This is a genomic window from Gammaproteobacteria bacterium (ex Lamellibrachia satsuma), assembly GCA_019623805.1.
GTDB lineage: Bacteria > Pseudomonadota > Gammaproteobacteria > Chromatiales > Chromatiaceae > QGON01.
The window spans coordinates 993,751-1,009,871 of sequence record CP053680.1 but is presented as its reverse complement, the minus strand read 5'-3'; the positions used below and the strand labels follow the sequence as shown (position 1 = coordinate 1,009,871).

Here is a 16,121-nt window from a genome sequence, read left to right as displayed (position 1 = left end):
GGACGTAAAGTAGGTTGGATTACGCTTCGCTAATCCAACCTACCTTGCTCGGCACGGATAGGTCGGCAAAATTCTACCTTTGTGCCCTTAGTGGTAATAATTATTCAAACAACATCACATCAGAGATTGCCTGTGCCCAAGTGGAAAACTGGGGTACTTCGAAGAGTTCATTGCCGATGGCGCGGTGCATGTCTGAGACCAGCATCACCCCCATTTCGCGCTGTGGGAAACGCCCGGCGTAGTCGAGAATGCGGCCATGAATCTCCTTGCGGTCGTCTCCCGCTTGGGCGCGGATGGCGCGTCCAACCAATGCGGCGGCGACGGCGTACTGCAGGTCGATCTCGGTGGGTACCGGGACATCCTCACCGGCGAGGATTGCATCGAGGTCGGGCATCTTGTCGAGACTGTCCACAAATGCCTTCAACTCAATGCCAGCAGCGGGACCGATACAGGCCTGCAGCGCCCCCTGCAGCAAGTTGGGATGACTGTCGAATTTGTGCAGTCCCCGATGGGCGAACTCCCAAGAACGGGGAGAGGGGAAGGCCACCGGGTTGTGGGCAGGATCGAAGTCGAACAACAGTTCAGGGCGAAAGCGCAGGAAGGCGATGACCCGCTCATCGATGTTGTTGCGATAAGCCCATGCCACCCAGTCGTCCAGGTTTACCTCCACCTCGAAGTGAGAGAAACGGTTGGCCAGCGGTGCAGGCATACTGTAGGTGACGCCCCGGTCGCCCTGGCGGTTGCCGGCAGCGAAGATGGCCCAGCCATCGGGCACCTGGTACTCCCCCAACCGGCGGTCAAGGATCAATTGATAGGCGGCGGCGGAAACAGTGGGCGGGGCAGAGGTGATCTCGTCCAGAAAGAGGATGCCCGCTTCTCCATGACGCGCTGCATCCGGCAGGATCGAGGGGATCGCCCAATCGACCCGGCTCTCCACCCGGAAGGGGATGCCGCGCAGATCGCTGGGTTCCATCTGGGAGAGGCGGATATCGATTACCGGCACAGTGTGGTTTTCGCCCACCTGCCGCACCATATCGGACTTGCCGACGCCGGGTGGTCCCCAGAGCATGACCGGGGTGTGGTGCCCGAATCGGGTGCTGGTGAACTCTTGCTCAAGAATGGTCAACAACTGTGTGGGACGCATTTTGAATCCTAGTAAAAGAGGTTTTTGACCGCGCGGGCCAACTGTTTGTAGACGTCAGGTGCGTCTCTATCCATCACCTGATCGATGACCCAGTGATTCTCCTGCTCCCCGCCCATAACCTGCTGGATCTCGAAGCCGAGATGGCGGAAGAAGGGATAGCTGGGGCCGTCGTCGGTGAGCTTGAATCCGGCATATTCGCCGGAACGCTGGTTGAACAGCTTGATGAACTGGTCGGCATGATCGCCTGGGCCTACCATCTCTTGTGCATTGTCCTGATAGTTATTAGCCAGTTTCAGTACCAGCTCGGTTACCAGTTCCTGGCGCTCTTCCGGTTTCATCTGTTCATAAACGATGCGGTCTGCGATCTGTGTCTCGAATGCCAGGTACTCTGCGATGACGCCGAGGCGCTGATGGTCATTATGATAAACGTAGTCTTCACCGTGGAGGGCGATCGCTTTGTCGAGGGCGATCCTCCAGGCGATGAAGGCGATGGCGCCGCCGATCTCTTTGGGAGAACGGTCGGTCTCCTCGCGGTGCCACTGGCTTTTGATGCGGATGCCCAAGATGGTCTCTCCTGTAACTGCACGCGTCCACATCTCAACAGCCTGAGTGGCAGTGAGTTTAGGCACTTTTTTGCGGGATATTCCGACTTGGATGCGTTCGGTGGGCGTGCTACCTTCAACGAATACCCAACTATTTTACTGGGAAAATAGTGAATTTCAACGGCCATATTTATGCGTGATTCTCTGCAACAGTTTACTGCAGCGGTGCAGCACAACTGCCACATCTCCGATGCCCATCACGGTGCGGAGTACGGTCTCTGCACCTACCTGATGAAGATGCGTGAGTTCTACCGCTGGGAGAAGGGGTTGGCCTACGATGCCCAGCTGCCGAAAGCTGATATTGGAGATTGGCTGAGTGAGCGGGAGGCCCTCTGGGGTGAACTCGATGATGTGGCTTTTGCAAATCTGTCCTTGGGTGGGCGGGTTTTCGACCCCTTCGCGGTAGAGGAGATCAATCGGGAGCTGGAACCCTTGGGATTGATTTACAGTGCCGGCTATGGGGTTAAAAACAAGCCGCTGTTTTTTCTTGGTCACTTGGAACGCAGGGAGGAGCCGGGGACGGTCTCTGTGCTGGTGGCGGGCCGGGAGCTGGCCCGGGACCTGGCGGCGCCGGCGGCCATGACTCAGGGTGACAGAATCTATATCCGCCGGGAGTCTTTCCGGCGCCTGTTGTGGGAGAAGCTGGAGAGCTGGCGCTGGAGTCGGCCAGAAAATGCACTGGGACGGGCCTTTGCCTGTTACGATTTCGAGGGTGATCTGGATGCTTCACTCGATGCAATGGTTGAGAATGAGTTGAACGCTGTGCTGCTGCATGAGCAGGGTGAGTATTGGGTCGGCAAGGAGGTTGGCGACGTCTGGAATGAGATGGTGATGTCGGTGGTCCATACTCCGGCGGAGCTTATGGCCCGTGCCGTGAGAGATCACTGGGCCGACTGTCTTGTGACCCTCCCTGCGCTTGTGAAAAAGGCGGATGCTGCCTCACTGCACTTCTATGTTGGCAGCCTCGGGGGGATGCGCAAGACCATCTTTCCCACCTTGATCAAAGCCTATGACAGATGGGTCGCAACCGGGGATCTGTCAAGATTGACGCGTGTAGCCGCCAGTGGGGAACAGCACTGGGCGCATCTGGGAACGCGTCTGCTCAACCTGTTCGACAAGCATGGTACTGAGTCCGCGCAGCCGATGGCTGTATTGGTCGAGCAGAATAAACTATGAGAGAACAGGGATGTAGGCCGGTTCAAGCGTATCGGAACCGGCGCGAAGCCTGTTGGTTGTACCGAACCCACTGCCTGATCCGCTACGCTTGATCAGGCCTACGGACTAAACTATCCCTAGTGGAATTCAGTCCCCGCCGGTTCGCCGTCGGTGTTGATCTTGATCTGCTTGATGCCGGAAAGGTGTGAAGCGATATACCCCCCCGTCAACATCGCCAGGGTTTCATTGTGGTTTTCAATCGCAGACAGCAGTTTGTCCGCTGCGACCTGGCAACGCTGGAGCTGAGTGGGTTTTTCCACCCACTGCTGACCGAGTTGCACACCCTGACTCATGTCCTGGTCCATTTTGTCGAAGGAGTCAGTCATCGTCTCCAGGTAGTTCTCCTGGATCTCCATATCCATGGAATATTCACCAATAATCAGATTAAGTAGCATGAACAAACTCGCCGTGGCAGTTAAACTTCGGTCTAAATCTTCGTTTCCCAAGGTGATAAAATCAAGCACATGAAAGATCGGGAATTACTTGCGGTGGTGGAGTTTGGTGGTTATCCCAACTTTACGTCGCTCTATCAACGTCACAGCTATCAGGTCGAGACAGTCAATTCGGTGCGGAAGGCGCAGGCCTGGCTGAAATTACACACGCCAGCAGTGGTGGTCGCTGAGTTTAATTTTGATGCGGAATTCCGTGACAGGATGAGTAATCTGGAATCGCTGATGGCGACCCTGCAGAAATACAGTCCTGATAGCCGGGTCATCGTTCTATATGATCCCAGCCACCAATACCGGCTCGACAAGGTGCAGCAGCGCTATCCACTGTCCGGGGTTTGTGCCTTTCCTGTTCGGGAGTCGGATGTGGAAGCGGTTTTAGAGGCGTTGTAACGGGGAGCTAACCTATTGAAGGTTAAAGGTTAAAGGTTAAAGGTTAAAGGTAAAAGGTGCGTGGTTGGAACAGATGTGTTCCAGTCGAAACCTTTGACCTTTAACCTGTTTTTACTAATCAATAACCGCCTTTGCGTTTGGTCTCGGGCGTGCCGGCGATCTTACCTGCCTGCTTTGCGGGGCCGGTGGGGAACTCATTGTAGAGCGCCTTGGTGTCCACCTTTGGGAGATCGGTCCAGACTTTCTTGAAGTGCTTGACCATATTTCGTTCATTGGGCTGGTTGCCGTTGTTGTTGAGGTACTCATCACGCAGGTAGTTGACGATATCCCAACCCTTCTCGGACAGTTCAACTCCCTCGGCAGCAGCGATGGCTTTGGCGACATCTTCGTTCCAATCGGCTGTGTTGACCAGGTAACCGTGATCGTCGGCCTCGACGGTTGCGCCATTAACTTCGTACGACATTGATTTCTCCTTCGTGTGCATTTGTGACGGATGATTTGCGTACACCCGCCAATCAAGAAAATCATTAAAACGCTATATATTAAACAGACTTTTGGGGAACGAACAAGCCGAATCCGCGATTTCGGAGGGGGCCGAGACCTTTCTCCTGTAACTTCACTGCGTCATCGAGGGGCAGACCGGCTACCATCAAGCTCCGTGTCGAAATCTCGCCCTCCGGTGTGGAGAAGGCAAAGCGCCTGCCGCTGAGTACTTTCTTGAAGCGCAGATTAAGGGCGCGCAGGCCTTCGACTGCAGCTGAAATGAACTGATCCTCGTCGCCTTCCATTTCATCCACGACGAAGCGGGAGTAGAGGGTGGTGGTCATGCTGAGCAGCCGGGGTGTGCCCTTGCCGATCTCCAGTGGATTGTCTGCTACATCCAGTGTCCGACCTGTGAGGGCCTCGGCGTCGGGAAGGCGATGTTTGGGAAGACGCAGGACAAGGCGGGTGCGGCGTGAGAGATAGAGGGTATCAGCGGCATCACTGGGACGTTCCCAGCCATTGCCGGAGTCGGCGCCATAGATGAGGTGTAATCCTGCCAACGGCTCTTCTGCAAACCAGGGCAGTGCCTGATGTATCGCAGCAGCCAGCGGCCAGGCGTGGTCGACCGGCAGTGTCCGGCATTTCATCTGGTAGGCAAGGTCCATTACATCATCAGGAACGATGTAGGCCGTTTCATCGATTTCTTCTTGCCAGTGCATACTAGGCCCCTCTCACAGATTAATGTTCCGCCGGGATTCTGTCTCTTAGTTCATCGCGATCGAACCACCAACCGCTCTCGTTGACGATGTCCAGCACCTGGGCCAGTCGGGGTAAAAACTTGGAGGGGTCATCCAGTTCCATGCGCTCCACCCAGAAGTCGAAGATCTCCTGCTCCTCGACCTGACTGTGGCGGCGGGCGACCTGCCCCATCAATTGGTTGGTGAAAAACTTCAATTCCTGCCGATCCGGTCCCTCGGCACGCATGTCGGCGATATAGCCAGCAGTGGCGGCGGCGACAGCCGCACCGTCGGAATTATCCGGTGTTTCGTCGACCAGGTGCTGCAGCATGGCGACACTCAATCCCGGCTCTATGGGGAAGGTGACTCCAAGCCAGATACCGTGGGCCAGTGCCCCGAGGGAGTCGTTTGTGCCGGTCTGATAGAGAATATCGCAGGCTTCGACCGCCTGCAGCCACAACCCGGCTGATATGGCTTGATCAAGTGTGGGGCGGGTTATCTCCCAGGCTTCATCCATGCGGTCAAGATCGAGCATGATATAGCCGCTCTCAAGGATGGGCTTGAGACGTTGTTCGACAGAGATATCGTTTGGTAGTGCGCTGACTTCTCCAAGCAGCTTTTTGAGGCGTTGCTCGAGCTGCTGGGTCGGTTTGACGGCATCATCTGAGCATTCGGCATCACCGATGAAGGTTTCTGATTCGAGATATTTCACGGGTACTTCTCGTTGTATAACAAGTGTTAGGTAAAACTGGCTTCCAGTCGGTCTTCCCAGTTCTCCGGTGTATCCGGATAGGGTGGTTTTACGTCAATGCGGAAAAACATCTCTGTTTTCGAGCGCTCCTTGACGGCGATCTGAAGCTGTTCAAATGTCTCGAAGTCAGGATTCTGCATCATTACTTCACTTAGATAGAGCATTGTTTGGGTTACGCTTGGCTCAAAATTGTTTCAGGGGTGAGATTATAACGAATTGGAGAGCGTGATTACATAGTAAATTACTCAACTATTCATGAGGTATTTGTAGTGCGCGGTCCAGATTGTTGACCCAATCATATTTCATTAATGGGGATATAGCATATTGATATTTACGGTCGTTTATATGTCTGCAAACTCAATTATATTTCCTTACTGATTGTAATTGTTAGATATTTAGTGCCACTGATTGAGTGTGGAATACATCGTGGAGCGAGTGCGTATATCCCATATGGGATAGAAGAAAGTCGGAGTCCCCCCCCATCGGAAGGATATGGTGCTGCATTAGGAACTCCTAAAATTGGCCGCCAGTAGGAGCAGGTCTTCAACCTGCAGCGGTAATGTATTGCAGGGGAAGAGGCTGTTCCTGCGCACGGTGTTATGGCCGGGCTAATTAAAACAGGATATCAACCGGCCAAATACCCTACACAAACGACCATTGGGAGAAAGAGTGATGGCAAAACAGATGCATGACACCCCCATGCTTGATCAGCTTGAGAGCGGCCCCTGGCCGAGCTTTATCAGCGGTATCAAGCGCCTTGCGAAAGATAACAACATTGCAGTTGACCTGCTGGGTCAGCTGGAGACCTCCTACGAGACCAAGAAGGGTTACTGGAAGGGCGGCACCGTTGGTGTTGTAGGCTACGGTGGTGGTGTCATTCCCCGCTTTACCGAGCTGAAGAACGAGGATGGAACTCCTAAATTTCCAGACGCGGCTGAATTTCACACCATCCGCATCATGCCGCCTCCAGGCTCTCACTTCGACAGCAAGACGCTGCGTAGTATGTGCGATATCTGGGAGAAGTACGGCTCCGGCCTGATCTGCGGTATCGGCCAGTCCGGCGATATCATGTTCCAGGGCTGCTCTTCTGCGAACGTTCAGCCCTTCTTTAATGAAATCAATGAGCTGGGTTTTGACATGGGTGGTGCGGGTCCCGCCGTGCGTACCTCCATGTCCTGCGTCGGTGCTGCCCGCTGTGAGCAGTCCAACTTCGACGAAGGCCGGGCAATGCGCACCCTGGTGAACAATGCGCTTGACGATCTGCATCGTCCGGCTCTCCCTTACAAGATGAAGTATAAGGTTTCCGGCTGCGCGAACGACTGCATGAACGCTATTCATCGTTCTGATTTCGCAGTCATTGGTACATGGCGCGACGACATGAAGGTTGACCAGGCTGAGGTCAAGGCTTTCGTGGAGAACAAAGGCCGCAAGTATGTGATTGACAATGTCATCACCCGCTGCCCGACCCAGGCGCTCTCGCTGAACGACGACGATACCCTGGCTGTTGATAATGGCAACTGCGTGCGCTGCATGCACTGCCTGAACGTCATGAACAAGGCTCTCTCTCCGGGCGATGATGGTGGCGTTAGCGTCCTGATTGGCGGTAAGCGCACCCTGAAGATCGGTGATCTGATGGGTACCGTGATCGTGCCTTTCCACAAGATGGAAACCGATGAAGATTACGAATGGCTGGAAGAGCTGGGCACCGAGGTTCTCGACTTCTTTGCAGAGAATGCACTGGAGCACGAACGTACCGGTGAGATGATCGAGCGTATCGGTCTGACCAACTTCCTGGAAGGTATCGGTATTGAGATCGATCCGAATATGATCGCTCAGCCTCGCACCAACCCTTATGTCCGTATGGACGCTTGGGATGAAGAGGCAGCCAAGTGGGAAGAGCGCAAGGCTTAGTAAGATATTGAAGCAAGCCACCGGGAATATCCCGGTGACTTGTTTCATGTCATTCACACATCAACGCTGTTGCGTAGAATAGAATTCGATTTTTGAAATTTGGAGGTTAGCATGGCTGAAGCACCTCGCATGCCAGACGAGATAGGCGTACGTGATATACAGGAGTTCCTGCACCCTGTAATGAAGAAGAATTACGGCAACTGGAAGTATCACGATCGTCCACGTCCTGGTGTTTTGCATCACGTGGCTCACAGCGGTGATGAGATCTGGACTGTCCGTGCGGCCACGTCCCGTCAGATGGACATCCATCAGATTCGCGAGTTGATGGATATCGCTGATGATTTTGCAGAAGGCTATGTCCGTTTTACCATTCGCTCCAACATGGAGTTCATGGTTAGTGAGGAATCCAAGGTTCAGCCGCTGATTGACGCACTGGCAGCTCACGGCAACCCGATTGGTGGTACCGGTAACTCCGTCTCCACCGTATCCCATACCCAGGGTTGGTTGCACTGCGATATTCCAGGTACGGACGCGTCCGGTGCTGTTAAAGCGCTGATGGATGAGATCATCGATGAGTTCACACATGAAGAGATGCCGAACCGTGTTCGTCTGACCTCTTCCTGCTGCCAGATCAATTGTGGTGGCCAGGGTGATATCGCGATCAACATTCAGCACACCAAGCCGCCGAAGATCGATCACTCTCAGGTTGGTAACGTTTGTGAGCGTCCTACAGTTGTGGCTCGCTGCCCGGTGGCGGCTATTCGTCCTGCAATGGTTAACGGCAAACCTTCTCTCGAAGTTGATGAGAAGAAGTGTATCTGCTGCGGCGCATGCTTTCCGCCATGTCCTCCGATGCAGATCAACGATCCGGAGCACTCCAACTTCGCTGTCTGGGTTGGTGGCAAACACTCCAACGCACGTTCCAAGCCTACCTTCCACAAACTGGTTGCATCCGGCATTCCGAACAATCCTCCGCGTTGGCCTGAGGTCTCCAAGATCGTCAAGCAGATCCTGGCTGCCTACAAGGCAGACGCAAAAGACTACGAGCGTATGGGCGAGTGGGCGGAACGTATTGGATGGCCGAGCTTCTTTGAGAAGACCGGACTGCCTTTCACCAAATATCACATCGATAACTGGCGCGGTGGTCGTGCAAACCTGAACGCTTCTGCCCATATCCGCTTCTGATTCGGATCGAAGCTCAAGTCTTTCAACAGATAAGGTTATAACTGATGAAATTTGCGATTCAGGTAAACGAAGGGCCCTATCAGCATCAAGCGACTGATTCGGCCTACCAGTTCGCCAAAGCCGCGTTGGATGCAGGGCACGAGATTATGCGTGTCTTCTTCTATCACGACGGCGTGAACAACGGTACCAATCTCACCACTCCTCCCCAGGATGACCGGAATATCGTCAATCGCTGGTCAGAACTGGGTAAGGCACATGATCTTGACCTGGTTGTCTGCGTGGCAGCCGCACAACGTCGCGGTATCGTGGATGAGGGCGAGATGCAGCGTAACGGTAAAGATGCCCAGAACATCGCCGACGGTTTCCGGATCTCCGGTCTCGGTCAGCTGATCGAAGCGGGTATTCAGTCCGAGCGTCTCATGGTTTTTGGTGATTGAGTATAGAGGTTGAATGATGTCTGAAAATATCAAGAAGTTCATGTATCTCAACCGCCGTGCCCCCTATGGCACTATCTATGCGTGGGAGTCACTGGAGGTTGTGCTGATCGGTGCTGCATTCGATCAGGATGTCAGTCTGGCGTTTATCGGAGATGGGGTCTATCAGCTGCTCGAAGGTCAGGATACCTCTGAGTCCGAAATGAAGAACTTCTCCACCACTTACAAGGCGCTGGGTGATTATGATGTTACCAAGCTCTATGTGGAGAAAGAGTCTCTGGAAGAGCGGGGTCTGACGCTTGATGACCTGATGCCTCTCACCTGGGAAGACGAAGATGACGATTGGGCTGAGAAGGATTCCATCCGTCTCGTCAGTCGCGCTGAATTGGCTGACGTCCTGGATGACCAGGATGTTGTCTATAGCTTCTAAAGGCGGAGAGATCGCATGAGTACTTTGCATACTGTTAACAAATCCCCTTTTGAGAAGAACTCACTGGCAGATTGCCTGGGTTATGCAAAAGAGGGTAGCGCTGTTCTGATGTATGAAGATGGCGTTTATGGGGCAATGAAGGGTAACGCCGTTGCTGAGAAGGTGGCTGCAGCATCGGGTGTCAAGTTTTATGCCCTTGGCCCTGACCTGAAAGCCCGCGGCATCTCGGAAGAGAAGCTTGCTGAAGGCATTGAAGTTGTGGATTACGCGGGTTTTGTCAGCTTGGCCGTCGAAAACGATAAAGTTTCGGCCTGGGTCTGATAAATCCCAACCAAATAATTTAACTCTGATTGGAGAAATACTATGGCTATCGAAGCTAACGGTAAAGTTTTTGAGACTGACGAAGAGGGTTACCTGGTAACTCTGGCTGATTGGGAGCCCGTAGTTGCAGAAGAGATGGCGAAGGAAGATGACCTTGAGCTGACTGATGAGCACTGGGATATCATCAACTTCCTGCGTGAGTACTACGAAGAGTATCAGATCGCTCCTGCTGTCCGGGTTCTGACCAAGGCTGTTGGTAAGAAACTGGGTAAAGAGAAGGGTAACAGCAAGTACCTGTACGGTCTGTTCCCATACGGTCCTGGTAAGCAGGCTTGCCGCTTCGCTGGTCTGCCCAAGCCTACTGGCTGTATCTAAGCAGTAGCTGAAGTCCGGGAGGGGATTTTTCCTCCCGGTCATTTAATCCTTCTGAGGAACGCAGGAACATGTCAACAGTCTACGCGTTGCTGTTTATCGTAGCGACCATCGTTCTGGTACTTGGTCTGGCACGTAAAATTGTGCAGTACGCCAAGACACCTGCACCATTAAAGATTCCCACCACCCCGGCCCCTGTGACTCAGACCGGTGTGGTAATGCGTATGTTCCGTGAAGTGGTTTTCTTTGAAAGCCTTTTCAAAAGCACCAAGTGGACCTGGATCTTTTCCTGGATGTTCCACATGGGGTTGTTTGTGGTGCTGGCGCGGCATGTCCGTTATTTTGTCGATCCCGTTCCGCTTCCGATCGCATTGATCCAGCCTTTTGGCATCTATGCAGGGTTTGCCATGGTTGCCGGACTCGGCGGCCTCTTCCTGCGTCGTATCTTCGTTGATCGTGTACGTTATATTTCAGCACCTTCAGATTACCTGATGTTGCTACTGCTCATCTTCATTGGCTTTAGCGGCCTGATGATGACGTTCCTCATCCACACTGACGTCGTTATGGTCAAACAGTTCTTCGACGGACTGTTTACCCTCAGTGGTGGCGAACTTCCGATGGATTTTGCGCTGATCATGCATCTGACACTTGTCGCTGTGCTGATGATCATTTTGCCCTTCAGCAAATTGCTGCATATCCCTGGAATATTCTTCAGCCCGTCCCGAAACCAGGTCGATAATCCACGTGAGAAACGACACTTGGCACCTTGGGCGAAAAAGCTCGAAGAATCCTAAGAATATCAACTTGGCCTAAGAGGGCTGCAGATGGCTAAGGCGAAATTTGACACACCGGAACTTTCAGAATTTGTTGATGTTCCGAATATCGAAGAAGGGGCTATGGCGCACACTACGTGCTTTGTGGCCAAACCTGAGCACCAGGAACCACTGGGTTTTCCGGGTGAAAAGGTTGACGACTGGCATGATAGAGCCATCGAGAAGATGGGTGACCTGCTGAGTCGCTACCGCTCGTTTCGGGTCTACCTTGATTCCTGTGTGAAATGTGGTTCCTGCACGGACAAGTGTCACTACTTTCTGGGCACCAAGGATCCCAAGAACATGCCTGTCGGGCGCCAGGATCTACTGCGCAAAGTCTATCGCCGCTACTTTACTTTTGCGGGTAAATACTTCCCAAAACTGGTTGGTGCGGCAGACCTGACGGAAGAGGTACTCGACGACTGGTATAGCTATTTTCATCAGTGTTCGCAGTGTCGTCGCTGCTCAGTATTCTGCCCCTACGGTATCGATACTGCAGAGATATCCATGGCTGCCCGCGAGATTATGGCGCAGGTCGGCGTAGGTCAGAAGTACTGTAACGAGATCATCGCGAAGGTATTTAAGATCGGAAACAACCTGGGTCTGCCTGGACCTCCGCTGGCCGATACCCTCGAGGGTCTTGAAGAGGATGTTTACGACGAGGACGAAGTCGCTGTTAAATATCCCCTGGACGTCAAGGGTGCGGATATCCTCCTGGTTACCCCATCTGCCGACTTCTTTGCTGAGCCCCATGTAGACGGCCTGATCGGTTACGGAAAGGTATTTCACGAAGCGGGCGTTAGCTGGACTCTGAGTACCACGGCGTCAGAGGCGGCCAACTTCGGTATGTTTATCGGTTCCTACGAAAACATGCGACGTATCTCCCTGCGGGTACGTGAGGCGGCACTGGAACTGGGTGTCAAACGCATCGTGTTTGGCGAGTGTGGACATGCCTGGCGCGTGGCCTACAGCTTTCTGAATACACTGGCCGGCCCGTTCGACTTCTGTGATCCAGACTACCCGGTGCCGCAGCATATCTGCGAATTTACCTGGAATGAGATCCAGCAGGGTACCCTGGAGCTGGATAAGTCCGAGAATGATGACAAGACGCTCACGTTCCACGACTCCTGCAATGTGGCGCGTGCCACCCGCATGGGGGACACCCCGGGGGGGCAGTTCGATATTCCACGTAATGTCATCAAGGCGGTTTGCAACAATTTTTATGACATGGAGTGGGATACGATCCACGAACGGACCTTCTGCTGCGGTGGTGGTGGCGGTCTGTTGACTGATGACCTGATGGAAATTCGGGTCAAGGGCGCACTGCCCCGCATGACTGCGCTTCAGAACGTCATGAACGAGAAAGGTGTTACCCACATGGCGGCGATCTGCGCCATCTGTAAGAGCCAGTTTACCAAGGTTCTCCCCTACTACGGCATGGACATGTATCAGATTGTCAGTGTTCACCAGTTGGTAAGCGATGCCATCGTGCTGAACAGAAAAACGCCGCCGGAAGAGGCACCCGGTTATGGCGAAGATGACGACGATTAAAGTTTAGACTAGCGGTTAAATATTCACCGGTTGGTTGTGATGCTGACCGGCGATTCGAAAAATTAGATATAGGTTAAGGAGACAAAAATGGCTACTCCTAGTGAAGAGATGAAAAAAGATATCACCTGGCGTCGGTATGAAGAGGGTGACGATCAGTGGGATGACTGGACAGATAAGATTTTTGTTCAGGATACCTCCCATAAGTGTCCTACCTATATCCATCGCACCCCACCGTGCCAGGGCAGCTGCCCTTCCGGACACGATATCCGTGGTTGGTTGGCGATCGTTCGTGAACAGGAGAAGCCTGTAGAGGGTGAAGAGTGGCAACAGTATGCGTTCGAGCGTGCCACCGGCTCCAATCCTTTTCCTTCAATGATGGGACGTGTCTGCCCTGCGCCTTGTCAGGATGGCTGTAACCGTAACGAGGTTGAAGACTTCGTCGGTATCAACTCTGTTGAGCAGTTCATCGGCGACAACGCCATTGAGCAGGGTTACTCGTTTACCGCTGGTGAAGATACCGGTAAGAAGGTAGCGGTCATTGGTGGTGGTCCTGCCGGTATGGCTGCAGCCTTCCAGCTGCGCCGCATGGGCCATGCCGTCACCCTGTTCGACGAGAACAAGGAGCTTGGCGGCATGATGCGCTATGGTATTCCCGGCTATCGTATTCCCCGTGACAAGCTGGGCGCAGAACTTCAGCGTATTGTCGATATGGGCGTCGAATTGCGCATGGAGACACGTGTTGGTAAAGACGTGACGGTTGCCGATGTCGAGAAAGAGTATGATGCGCTTCTCTGGGCGTTGGGTTGCCAGAGTGGCCGTGGCCTGCCTATTCCCGGTTGGGACGATACCCCCAACTGCGTTAGCGGTGTTGCCTTCCTGAAGGCCTTTAACGAAGGCCGCATGAAAGTGACCGCCGACAAGGTGATCTGTATCGGTGGTGGTGATACCTCTATCGACGTGGTGTCGGTTGCCCGCCGCCTTGGACACATCGAACATACCAATCCGACTGACCGCCCTGAGCTGGTTGTGAAGGATGGCTTCGTGGCTCACGATGCCGCAAATGCCGCAGCAGCACAGGGTTCTGATGTAACACTGACCTCTCTCTTCGTTAAAGCTGAGATGATGGCCGCAGAACACGAGATCAGTGATGCGACGACAGAGGGTGTTACCATCCTCGACGGTGTGATGCCCCTGGAAGTGATCAAGGGCGAAGACGGTCGGGCAAAGGCACTGAGAGTGTGCGACTGCACCATGGATGGCATGACGCCTATCCCCACAGAGGGCACAGAGCGTGTTCTCGAAGCGGATCTCATCGTAGCAGCGATTGGTCAGGGTGGTGACATGACCGGCCTTGAGGATTTCGATAATGGTCGTGGTCTCATTGATTCCGACAAACTTTATCAGATTCCAGGTAAACCGGGTCACTTCGTGGCAGGGGACATCATTCGCCCGCATCTGCTGACGACTGCGATTGGCCAGGCTTCCATCGCCTCCGAAAGTATTGATCACTTCCTCAAGCATGAAGAACAGGGCAAACGTCCGAAGGTCGATGTTCACCATTTCAGCCTCCTGGAGAAGCTGAAAGAGGCGCACATGGAACCTGAGCACTTCGATAAATCCGAAGGTGACCTGCGAGGCACTAATTCTGCCAAATATGCGGTGCATAACTTTGAGGATCGTTCCAAGCAGGAGATCATCCCTGCAGACGAGCTTTTCCTGGGACATTTCGAGCCGACGCCCCGCAATATTCGTAATGAAGAAGTCCCCAGTTCAGACGACGTGCTTGGTCACTTCAAAGAGCGTCTGATTCCTCTGAATACGGACCAGGTTCAGGCAGAGGCAAAGCGTTGCATGAGCTGCGGCATGTGCTTCGAGTGCGACAACTGCATCATCTTCTGTCCACAGGACGCGGTATTCCGTGTCAAACGTGGTGAGTCAACCATTGGTCGCTATGTGGATACTGACTACTTCAAGTGTATCGGTTGTCACGTTTGCACAGATGTCTGTCCCACAGGCTACATTCAGATGGGTCTCGGTGAATAAATAGGAGCTGTGATGCGAAGTTCTTTCAACAGCGTCAGGCGTTTCACCTACTTGTTGGCAGGTGCTGCTTTTGTAGTAACCAGCCTGCAGGCGGTAGGTGATACCGCCGTGATCAAGGGCTCGAAGGCGGCTTCGATGGAGAGCTGTGTGGCAGAGACGAATGATATTCGTCGAAACCACATGGATTACCTCAAGCACCAGCGGGTTGAGACCGTGCATGGTGGTATTCGTGGAGCTAAGTTCAGTCTTATTGACTGTGTTGAATGCCATGCATCCAAAGATCATGATGGCAATGCGGTTCCGGTGACTGATGAAGGCCAGTTCTGCGAGGCTTGTCATGCCTATGTGGCTGTGAGTCCAGCTTGTTTCCAGTGTCACCGGACGACACCTATGCAGGGTAAGGGTTCCCTTGGAGCAGTGGACCTCGAACGGATGAAGTTCCAGAGCCTCAACGCCTCATCGTTGAAAGAGTGGCATCCTGTTATCCATGCCGGCAGCGAGTCTGCCAGGTAATATGCGGAGAGACTGATCGTGAGTGTTAAAAATGACCAGCCGGACATGAACCGCCGCAAGTTTGTCGGAACGACAGTTGCAGCGGCTGGAGCGGTTGTCGTCGCTCCAGGTGTACTCCTGCATACAGTGGCCGGCGCTGATCCTGAATCCAAGGGTGCGTCCGCCAAGCATCGCTGGGGGATGTTGATCGACGCGAACAAATGCGCGCAAGGCTGTAGTGCCTGTGTCGATGCCTGTAACAGTGAACACGGCTTGACCGGGCACGACAGACCGGCGACGGATGCACAGTGGATTCGCGCCGTCAAATTGAAGGATAACAGTACAGGGCATATCAATCGCCTGGTGATGATGTGCCAGCATTGTGAACATCCACCTTGTGTTGATGTCTGCCCAACAGGGGCATCTTTCAAGCGCACAGATGGAATCGTGTTGGTGGATCGCCATATCTGTATCGGCTGCCGCTACTGCATGATGGCTTGCCCCTACAAGGCGCGTTCCTTCGTGCATGAAGACCTTGAGGAGCAGTCCGTTAACGCCCCTCGAGGTAAGGGGTGTGTTGAGGGCTGCACGATGTGTGTACACCGTATTGATCGTGGTGAGACGATGACTGCCTGCCAGGAGGCCTGCCACAATACTGGACACGGGGCGATTGTCTTTGGCGATCTGAAGGATCCAGATAGCGAAATCAGTCAAGCACTTAAATCACAGAATAGTCGGCAGATTCGGGCAGATCTCAAACTGAATACCGGTGTTCGGTATTCGAATCTGTGATAGCAGG

General features: G+C 53.5%; 20 protein-coding genes. 13 read left to right on the top strand and 7 right to left on the bottom strand.

The genetic code is table 11. The features are described from left to right. Positions 1-100: 100 nt before the first annotated feature. A complete protein-coding gene (locus HPY30_04550) occupies positions 101-1,144 on the bottom strand; it encodes a MoxR family ATPase (GenBank protein ID QYZ65318.1) in 1,044 nt (347 codons plus the stop codon). 8 nt (positions 1,145-1,152) lie between these two features. Then, complete coding sequence (locus HPY30_04545) at positions 1,153-1,707, bottom strand: hypothetical protein (protein ID QYZ67907.1); 555 nt, start codon at positions 1,705-1,707, stop codon at positions 1,153-1,155. 171 nt (positions 1,708-1,878) lie between these two features. Here HPY30_04545 and HPY30_04540 point away from each other — a divergent pair, with 171 nt between their 5' ends. Continuing rightward, positions 1,879-2,922, top strand: coding sequence for a hypothetical protein (locus HPY30_04540; protein ID QYZ65317.1), 1,044 nt, complete (start codon positions 1,879-1,881; stop codon positions 2,920-2,922). Between the two features lie 116 nt (positions 2,923-3,038). Here the strand turns inward: HPY30_04540 and HPY30_04535 are convergent, their stop codons facing one another. Beyond that, entirely contained in the window at positions 3,039-3,356 is a 318-nt protein-coding gene (locus tag HPY30_04535) for a hypothetical protein (GenBank protein QYZ65316.1), read from the bottom strand. Between the two features lie 69 nt (positions 3,357-3,425). On the opposite strand from HPY30_04535, the gene HPY30_04530 reads away from it, so the two are divergent. After that, a complete protein-coding gene (locus tag HPY30_04530; protein ID QYZ65315.1) occupies positions 3,426-3,800 on the top strand; it encodes a hypothetical protein in 375 nt (124 codons plus the stop codon). A 118-nt stretch (positions 3,801-3,918) separates the two neighbouring features. Here HPY30_04530 and HPY30_04525 read toward each other — a convergent pair whose 3' ends face one another. The 4 genes from HPY30_04525 to HPY30_04510 all read right to left on the bottom strand — a co-directional run bounded on the left by HPY30_04525 (position 3,919) and on the right by HPY30_04510 (position 5,935). Further along, a complete protein-coding gene (locus HPY30_04525) occupies positions 3,919-4,263 on the bottom strand; it encodes a TusE/DsrC/DsvC family sulfur relay protein (protein ID QYZ65314.1) in 345 nt (114 codons plus the stop codon). Between the two features lie 79 nt (positions 4,264-4,342). Continuing rightward, a complete protein-coding gene (cas6, locus tag HPY30_04520; GenBank protein QYZ65313.1) occupies positions 4,343-5,002 on the bottom strand; it encodes a type I-MYXAN CRISPR-associated protein Cas6/Cmx6 in 660 nt (219 codons plus the stop codon). 19 nt (positions 5,003-5,021) lie between these two features. Then, on the bottom strand, positions 5,022-5,732 hold the full coding sequence (locus HPY30_04515) for a hypothetical protein (protein ID QYZ65312.1): 711 nt from the start codon (positions 5,730-5,732) through the stop codon (positions 5,022-5,024). Positions 5,733-5,758: 26 nt separating this feature from the next. Further along, complete coding sequence (locus HPY30_04510) at positions 5,759-5,935, bottom strand: sulfur relay protein DsrC (protein QYZ65311.1); 177 nt, start codon at positions 5,933-5,935, stop codon at positions 5,759-5,761. 508 nt (positions 5,936-6,443) lie between these two features. On the opposite strand from HPY30_04510, the gene dsrA reads away from it, so the two are divergent. The 11 genes from dsrA to HPY30_04455 all read left to right on the top strand — a co-directional run bounded on the left by dsrA (position 6,444) and on the right by HPY30_04455 (position 16,114). Beyond that, positions 6,444-7,682 carry a dissimilatory-type sulfite reductase subunit alpha gene (dsrA, locus tag HPY30_04505; GenBank protein ID QYZ65310.1) on the top strand — a complete coding sequence of 413 codons (1,239 nt, stop codon included), beginning with the start codon at positions 6,444-6,446 and terminating at the stop codon, positions 7,680-7,682. Positions 7,683-7,793: 111 nt separating this feature from the next. Further along, a complete protein-coding gene (dsrB, locus tag HPY30_04500) occupies positions 7,794-8,867 on the top strand; it encodes a dissimilatory-type sulfite reductase subunit beta (GenBank protein ID QYZ65309.1) in 1,074 nt (357 codons plus the stop codon). Positions 8,868-8,911: 44 nt separating this feature from the next. Then, a complete protein-coding gene (gene tusD / locus HPY30_04495) occupies positions 8,912-9,304 on the top strand; it encodes a sulfurtransferase complex subunit TusD (GenBank protein QYZ65308.1) in 393 nt (130 codons plus the stop codon). 16 nt (positions 9,305-9,320) lie between these two features. Beyond that, positions 9,321-9,731 (top strand): sulfurtransferase complex subunit TusC, encoded by a 411-nt coding sequence (gene tusC / locus HPY30_04490; GenBank protein ID QYZ67906.1) that lies wholly within the window; start codon positions 9,321-9,323, stop codon positions 9,729-9,731. Between the two features lie 15 nt (positions 9,732-9,746). Continuing rightward, complete coding sequence (dsrH, locus tag HPY30_04485) at positions 9,747-10,052, top strand: sulfurtransferase complex subunit TusB (GenBank protein ID QYZ65307.1); 306 nt, start codon at positions 9,747-9,749, stop codon at positions 10,050-10,052. A gap of 42 nt (positions 10,053-10,094) precedes the next feature. Continuing rightward, a complete protein-coding gene (locus HPY30_04480) occupies positions 10,095-10,427 on the top strand; it encodes a TusE/DsrC/DsvC family sulfur relay protein (protein ID QYZ65306.1) in 333 nt (110 codons plus the stop codon). Positions 10,428-10,495: 68 nt separating this feature from the next. Beyond that, complete coding sequence (locus HPY30_04475; protein QYZ65305.1) at positions 10,496-11,218, top strand: nitrate reductase; 723 nt, start codon at positions 10,496-10,498, stop codon at positions 11,216-11,218. A gap of 30 nt (positions 11,219-11,248) precedes the next feature. Beyond that, positions 11,249-12,787 carry a (Fe-S)-binding protein gene (locus HPY30_04470; GenBank protein QYZ65304.1) on the top strand — a complete coding sequence of 513 codons (1,539 nt, stop codon included), beginning with the start codon at positions 11,249-11,251 and terminating at the stop codon, positions 12,785-12,787. Between the two features lie 87 nt (positions 12,788-12,874). Further along, positions 12,875-14,830: an NAD(P)-binding protein gene (locus HPY30_04465; GenBank protein QYZ65303.1), complete on the top strand. Its 1,956-nt coding sequence runs from the start codon at positions 12,875-12,877 to the stop codon at positions 14,828-14,830. Positions 14,831-14,977: 147 nt separating this feature from the next. After that, entirely contained in the window at positions 14,978-15,343 is a 366-nt protein-coding gene (locus HPY30_04460) for a sulfur reduction protein DsrJ (GenBank protein QYZ67905.1), read from the top strand. 45 nt (positions 15,344-15,388) lie between these two features. Continuing rightward, complete coding sequence (locus HPY30_04455) at positions 15,389-16,114, top strand: 4Fe-4S dicluster domain-containing protein (GenBank protein ID QYZ67904.1); 726 nt, start codon at positions 15,389-15,391, stop codon at positions 16,112-16,114. The last annotated feature ends 7 nt before the right edge of the window (positions 16,115-16,121 follow it).

Bases quoted from the DNA above. Each gene is read 5' to 3' on its own strand.
- HPY30_04530 (QYZ65315.1), top strand. From the start codon at position 3,426: ATGAAAGATCGGGAATTACTTGCGGTGGTGGAGTTTGGTGGTTATCCC.
- tusD (QYZ65308.1), top strand. From the start codon at position 8,912: ATGAAATTTGCGATTCAGGTAAACGAAGGGCCCTATCAGCATCAAGCG.
- HPY30_04470 (QYZ65304.1), top strand. From the start codon at position 11,249: ATGGCTAAGGCGAAATTTGACACACCGGAACTTTCAGAATTTGTTGAT.
- cas6 (QYZ65313.1), bottom strand. From the start codon at position 5,002: ATGCACTGGCAAGAAGAAATCGATGAAACGGCCTACATCGTTCCTGAT.
- dsrB (QYZ65309.1), top strand. From the start codon at position 7,794: ATGGCTGAAGCACCTCGCATGCCAGACGAGATAGGCGTACGTGATATA.
- tusC (QYZ67906.1), top strand. From the start codon at position 9,321: ATGTCTGAAAATATCAAGAAGTTCATGTATCTCAACCGCCGTGCCCCC.
- dsrA (QYZ65310.1), top strand. From the start codon at position 6,444: ATGGCAAAACAGATGCATGACACCCCCATGCTTGATCAGCTTGAGAGC.
- HPY30_04550 (QYZ65318.1), bottom strand. From the start codon at position 1,144: ATGCGTCCCACACAGTTGTTGACCATTCTTGAGCAAGAGTTCACCAGC.
- HPY30_04525 (QYZ65314.1), bottom strand. From the start codon at position 4,263: ATGTCGTACGAAGTTAATGGCGCAACCGTCGAGGCCGACGATCACGGT.
- HPY30_04510 (QYZ65311.1), bottom strand. From the start codon at position 5,935: ATGCTCTATCTAAGTGAAGTAATGATGCAGAATCCTGACTTCGAGACA.
- HPY30_04465 (QYZ65303.1), top strand. From the start codon at position 12,875: ATGGCTACTCCTAGTGAAGAGATGAAAAAAGATATCACCTGGCGTCGG.
- HPY30_04455 (QYZ67904.1), top strand. From the start codon at position 15,389: ATGAACCGCCGCAAGTTTGTCGGAACGACAGTTGCAGCGGCTGGAGCG.
- HPY30_04475 (QYZ65305.1), top strand. From the start codon at position 10,496: ATGTCAACAGTCTACGCGTTGCTGTTTATCGTAGCGACCATCGTTCTG.
- dsrH (QYZ65307.1), top strand. From the start codon at position 9,747: ATGAGTACTTTGCATACTGTTAACAAATCCCCTTTTGAGAAGAACTCA.
- HPY30_04540 (QYZ65317.1), top strand. From the start codon at position 1,879: ATGCGTGATTCTCTGCAACAGTTTACTGCAGCGGTGCAGCACAACTGC.
- HPY30_04535 (QYZ65316.1), bottom strand. From the start codon at position 3,356: ATGCTACTTAATCTGATTATTGGTGAATATTCCATGGATATGGAGATC.
- HPY30_04480 (QYZ65306.1), top strand. From the start codon at position 10,095: ATGGCTATCGAAGCTAACGGTAAAGTTTTTGAGACTGACGAAGAGGGT.